Source organism: Pseudomonas emilianonis (genome assembly GCF_023072625.1).
Lineage (GTDB): Bacteria > Pseudomonadota > Gammaproteobacteria > Pseudomonadales > Pseudomonadaceae > Aquipseudomonas > Aquipseudomonas paraveronii.
Genome location: NZ_JAKNRV010000349.1, coordinates 1 through 5,189 on the forward strand (window position 1 = coordinate 1; position 5,189 = coordinate 5,189).

A 5,189-nucleotide genomic window follows, 5' to 3' on the forward strand; every position below is an offset into this window, starting at 1 on the left:
CGCATCACCATGCCCAGCGACATGCCGATCAACACCTGCTCCACCGTCACCCCCAGCCCGGCCCAGGAGAACAGGGCTACGTCCAGATCACTCTGGGGGGGTGTTAGAGCCAAGTTAGACATCAGCGCCGCTCCTTGGCTGCACGTAATGCCCTGGCGTTCTGCACCGGGGTAATTCTGACCATACCGACCTCGCATTCAATGAAATGAAAACAAAAAAATCAGGAATGTCCGGTGGTCCGGTGCATATACCCTAAGCGTGTTAAATTTATAAATAAACTAACTTTTAGGAATATGCATAGAAGGGCCGTTACCCACGTTTCAGGGGCGACGCGGTTGATAGACCGGCGCGGTGCTGGCCGGGCGCTTCGGTGCCGCTGGCACATGGGCGGCGATGCGCAATGTGCGGGCCGGCGCCCAGCGTGAGTTATTGCCCACGCGATCGAGAATGCAGTACGTGACCTCCAGCCGGCTGTCGTCGCCCGCTTCGATAATGATCGCCGAGGGCACCCACACCTGCACCGCAATACCGACGGTTTTGGCCTGGATTTTCGGCAGGTCCAGGCGCACATCGCCCCAGCGCAGAGTGATGGCGTCGCCGCTGGTCATGTTCAGGTAGGGTTCGATGGTCAGCGGAATGCCGCGCCGCACCTGGCTGCTGTTGACGCCGTAGCGACGAATCATATCGGGCAGGCCCACAGGGGCGAGGTTCTGGTTTTCGTCGCGGTACAGCGTGCTCGGTTGGCCGCCGGGGTAGTTGGTCTTGACCCGCACCGTGGTCACGGCTGAGCGCGCGGGGCCGTGGCCGATCTGCATGACCTGGTAGTGAACCTGCGCATGGCCGTCCTGCACAAAACTTTCCGGCACCCGCAGTTGGGTGGCGGTGCCGACCTTGCACGCGGTGACGCGCCGTGAGTCGGCAAAGCAGTTGTTCCAGAACAGCTCGATCAGGTCACCCTCATCCATGCCGGGGTAGGGCGCGATGCTAACTTGCAGTTGTGTCGCCGCCAGGGCATTGATGCCATTGCGAAGCGCCTGGGGCAGGGTCGGGGCAGTGAGCAGGGCCGGGGTTGCGGTGCGCGTCATAGTAATCTCCTTGATGCAGCCAGCAGCAATCGTTCCGGTCCCTTGGCGCGGGAGCGCGACGGGGGCCGAAAGGAACGATTCAGTGAAAAGCCGGGATAGGATCCAATCCTCTGGGCGCTAGATAAGAGCGTTGGCCGGAGGGCGTCAATGGCGGCAAAAGGCTAAACGGCGGGTTTGGGAAGATTCAGAACGGTCTGACCGGGAGGGGGCGTTTTAAGGGCAGTGCGGGGGTTGTTTTACTTAGGCGGGCCGGGCGTTCTTGTAGGGTGGGAGCGGGCTCCCACACTCGCGTTGCGCTGCGTTAATGCGCGAGAAACTTGCTTAGGAACTGCTTCGTGCGTTCTTCCTTGGGGTTGGCGAACAACGCCTTGGCCTCACCTTGTTCAACGATCACTCCCTTGTCGAAGAAGATCACCCGGTTGGCGACATCCCGGGCAAAACTCATTTCGTGGGTGACGATCACCATGGTGCGGTTTTCTTCGGCGAGGCTGCGAATGGTCGCCAGCACTTCGCCCACCAGTTCCGGGTCGAGGGCCGAGGTGGGTTCGTCGAACAGAATCACCTCCGGCTCCATGGCCAACGCCCGGGCAATCGCCACGCGCTGTTGCTGACCACCGGACAGGCGCCGCGGGTAGGCGTCTTCCTTACCGGCCAGGCCGACCCGCGCCAACAGCTTGCGGCCCAGGGCGGTTGCCGCCTCGCGGGGCATCTTCTTGACCACGATTGGTCCTTCGATGACGTTTTCCAGCGCGGTGCGGTGCGGGAACAGGTTGAAGTTCTGGAACACAAAACCCACGTGCTGGCGCAGGCGCCGCACCAGGCCTTGTTGTTGGTTGAGCGGCTTGCTGCTGTCGATCTCGATGTCACCGACTTTGATGCGACCGCTGGTGGGGGTTTCGAGGAAGTTCAGGCAGCGCAGGAAGGTGGTCTTGCCGGAGCCGCTGGGGCCGATGATGGCGACGACTTCGCCTTCCTTGACCTCCAGGTCGATGCCGTTGAGCACCACCTGGCCGTTGAATTGTTTGGTCAGTTTTTCAACCACGATCATGCTTCAAGACTCCAGGTCATGCCGGTTGACCCGGTCTTCCAGACGATTTTGAAAATACGCCAGGATACTTGCCAGGACCCAGTAGATCAGGGCAGCGGACAGATACATGGTGAAGATTTCGAAGGTACGCGCCGACACCAGTTGCGCCTGGCGGAACAGCTCGGGCACCTGGATGGTGGCGGCCAGCGCCGTGTCCTTGACCAGCGAAATAAAGCTGTTGCCCAGCGGCGGCAATGCGGTACGCATCGCTTGCGGCAGGATGGCCCGGCGCAGGGTCTGCGCGCGGGTCATGCCGATACTGGCCGCGGCTTCCCACTGGCCGCGCTCGATGGACGAGATGGCGGCCCGCAGGATTTCACAGGCGTAGGCGGCCATGTTCAGCGAAAAGCCGATCATGGCGGCCGGGATCGGGTCCAGCTCGATGCCCACTTGCGGCAAGCCGTAGTAGATCAGGAACAGCTGCACCAGCAGGGGCGTACCGCGAAAGAACGACACGTAGACGCGAGCCATCCAGCGCAGCAGCATGAAGCGCGACAGGCGCATCAAGGCCAGGCCGAAGCCCAGCAGCAAGCCAAAAAACATCCCGCCGAGGCTGAGGATTACCGTGAAATACGCGCCCTTGAGCAGAAAGGGCGCGGAGTCCAGCGCGAGTTGGAAACCTGCTTCCATTATTGAGTGACGTCAGCGTTGAAGTACTTCTCGGACAGCTTCTTCAAGGTGCCGTCGGCGCGCAGTTTGTCGAGCGCCTTGTTCACGGCTTCGAGCAATTCAGGCTCGCCTTTGCGCAGGGCAATACCGGCTTCCTGGCGGGAGAAGGCGTCGCCGGCAGCGGCGGTGTCCTTGGCCTTCTTGGCGTATTCCAGCGCGGCGAGGCGGTCGATCAGAATCGCGTCGATGCGGCCGATGCGCAGGTCCTGGAACTTGGTGGGGTCATCGTTATAGGTCTTGATGATGGCTTTGGGCTGATTGTCCTTGAGCCATTGTTCGTAGTTGGTGCCCAGGCCCACGCCGACTTTCTTGCCGGCCAGGTCGTCGGCGGTCTTGATGGTGTCGACGTTTTTGGCCAGGGTCAGGGCCTGGATACCGGAGACGGTGTAAGGCTTGGAGAAGTCGTACTTCTTCTTGCGCTCTTCGGAGATGGTCACTTGGTTGACGACTGCATCCAGGCGCTTGGATTCCAGGGCGGCGAGGATACCGTCCCATGGCGTGGCTTGCAGTTTGACCTTGACGCCCAGCTCCTTGGCCAGCGCCTCGGACAACTCGACCTCGAAACCGCTGAGCTTGCCGCTTTCGTCGACAAAGCTGAACGGTGGGTAGGTGCCTTCGAGACCGATCTTGATCTCACCGGCTTTCTTGATGTTGCCCAGCTGTTCGCCGGCCACGGCCTGGCCCAACCAACCAGCGCCGAGGGCCAGGCCCAGTGTGCCGACCAGCAATGTGCGACGGAATACAGAAATAGTCATGAAGAGCCCCTGTGTTTTTATGTTGAGCGAAGCAGGTGACGCGGTAGTCGTATCCTGCCTTAAAGCGCGTAGCGCGTCTTCGCCTACGGCGCGATGATAAAGCCGGTTTTTAAGACTTGAAAATAATATAAATCTAAATTGATATTCTATTTTAGAATATACAATGAGTTTAATGTGGGAGGGGCGGTGCGACGATTCGACTTGCCCCCGATAGGGCAGTGTCACTTTATGCATGTATCACTGACCCACCGCTATCGGGGGCAAGTCGAATCGTCGCACCGCCCCTCCCGCATTTTGATCCCTGTTTATTCAGTTAAATACGGCGTTGTAGGCAAACAACGCCGGCGCGCCACCGGTATGCAGGAAAATAATCGGGCCATCCTCAAAGCGCTGACGCCCGATACCATCCAGCAAGCCGGCCATTGCCTTGCCCGTGTAGACCGGGTCCAGCAGCAAGCCTTCCTGGCTCGCCAATAGCTTGACCGCTGAAAGGGTGCCGGCGTTCGGTTCGCCATAACGCGGGCCGAAGTATTCGTCCCACAGGATCACCTTGAAGGCCTCGGGGATGTCCACACCGAGCAACGCGGCGGTGCGTTCGGCCAGGCCCTGCACTTTTGGGAACTGCGCTTCTTCAGTGCGCGATACGGTGATGCCGATCACTGGCAACTGCGGCAGCACTTCGCTCAACGCCAGGGCCAGGCCGCTGTGGGTGCCCGCACTGCCCGAGGCCAAGACCACGGCAGCAAATTCAATCCCGCTGTCTTCGATCTGCGCGGCCAGTTCCAACCCGGCCCGCACATAGCCCAGGGCGCCGAGCGCATTGGAGCCGCCGATGGGCACCAGATACGGCTTCTTGCCGTTGCTGCGCAGGCGATCGGCGATGGCGTTGAGCTGGTCGTCGACGTTGTCGAGGTTCTCCACCAACTCGACCTTGGCGTCGAACAGCTCCAGCAGCAGACGGTTGCCGTTGCCAAGATAGTTGGGGTCTTCGGTGCCGGTGGGGTTTTCCAGCAGGGCGACGCAGCCCAGGCCCAGCTTGGCGGCCAGGGCTGCGGTCTGGCGCACGTGGTTGGACTGGATGGCGCCGGCGGTCACCAGGGTGTCGGCGCCCTGGGCGATGGCATCGGCCGCCAGGTATTCGAGTTTGCGCAGCTTGTTGCCGCCCATGGCCAGCGGCGTGGTGTCGTCGCGCTTGACGTAGATATCCCTGCCCAGCCAGGTCGACAGCCGCTCGAGTTTTTCCAGGGCGGTGGCGCCGCCCAGCAGTTCCAGACGGTTAAAGCGGTCGAGCTGTTGTTTGATCATGGCTACGCACGGTGGCTAAGTGATGGGGCGACTATAGGCAGGCACTTTTCATCGGGCAACCGCCAATCGCTTATGCTCGATGGTTCTTAGCATTGCACCATTGGTTCTTAAGGGCGGCCGGGGTGCCTATCGTAAAGTGATGGCCATTTTGTCAGGAGTGAATACCGTGAGTGAGCGTTCCAGTCATTGGCAATTACCCACCATCGTCAGCCAACTGCGCAGCGCGCGGGACCAATGGCGAACGCGCAATGGCCGCATGAGTGGCGAGCACGGCGGTCGCGAGTTGCC

General features: G+C 60.7%; 5 protein-coding genes and 1 pseudogene. 1 reads left to right on the forward strand and 5 read right to left on the reverse strand.

Features of this window, described 5'->3' with window-relative positions; all coding sequences use genetic code 11:
- Positions 1 to 320: 320 nt before the first annotated feature.
- The 5 genes from L9Z73_RS24700 to L9Z73_RS24720 all read right to left on the reverse strand — a co-directional run bounded on the left by L9Z73_RS24700 (position 321) and on the right by L9Z73_RS24720 (position 4,901).
- Complete coding sequence (locus L9Z73_RS24700) at positions 321 to 1,085, reverse strand: hypothetical protein (protein WP_247406661.1); 765 nt, start codon at positions 1,083 to 1,085, stop codon at positions 321 to 323.
- A gap of 301 nt (positions 1,086 to 1,386) precedes the next feature.
- A complete protein-coding gene (gene tcyN / locus L9Z73_RS24705; RefSeq protein WP_247406662.1) occupies positions 1,387 to 2,133 on the reverse strand; it encodes an L-cystine ABC transporter ATP-binding protein TcyN in 747 nt (248 codons plus the stop codon).
- A gap of 3 nt (positions 2,134 to 2,136) precedes the next feature.
- Positions 2,137 to 2,802 (reverse strand): cystine ABC transporter permease, encoded by a 666-nt coding sequence (gene tcyL, locus L9Z73_RS24710; protein WP_247406664.1) that lies wholly within the window; start codon positions 2,800 to 2,802, stop codon positions 2,137 to 2,139.
- Complete coding sequence (gene tcyJ / locus L9Z73_RS24715; RefSeq protein ID WP_017848587.1) at positions 2,802 to 3,596, reverse strand: cystine ABC transporter substrate-binding protein; 795 nt, start codon at positions 3,594 to 3,596, stop codon at positions 2,802 to 2,804. Before tcyJ ends, tcyL begins: the two co-directional genes overlap by 1 nt.
- A 309-nt stretch (positions 3,597 to 3,905) precedes the next feature.
- A complete protein-coding gene (locus tag L9Z73_RS24720; protein ID WP_247406665.1) occupies positions 3,906 to 4,901 on the reverse strand; it encodes a D-cysteine desulfhydrase in 996 nt (331 codons plus the stop codon).
- A gap of 166 nt (positions 4,902 to 5,067) precedes the next feature.
- Here L9Z73_RS24720 and L9Z73_RS31350 point away from each other — a divergent pair.
- A pseudogene (locus L9Z73_RS31350) lies at positions 5,068 to 5,189 on the forward strand (serine O-acetyltransferase EpsC); the annotation flags it as partial.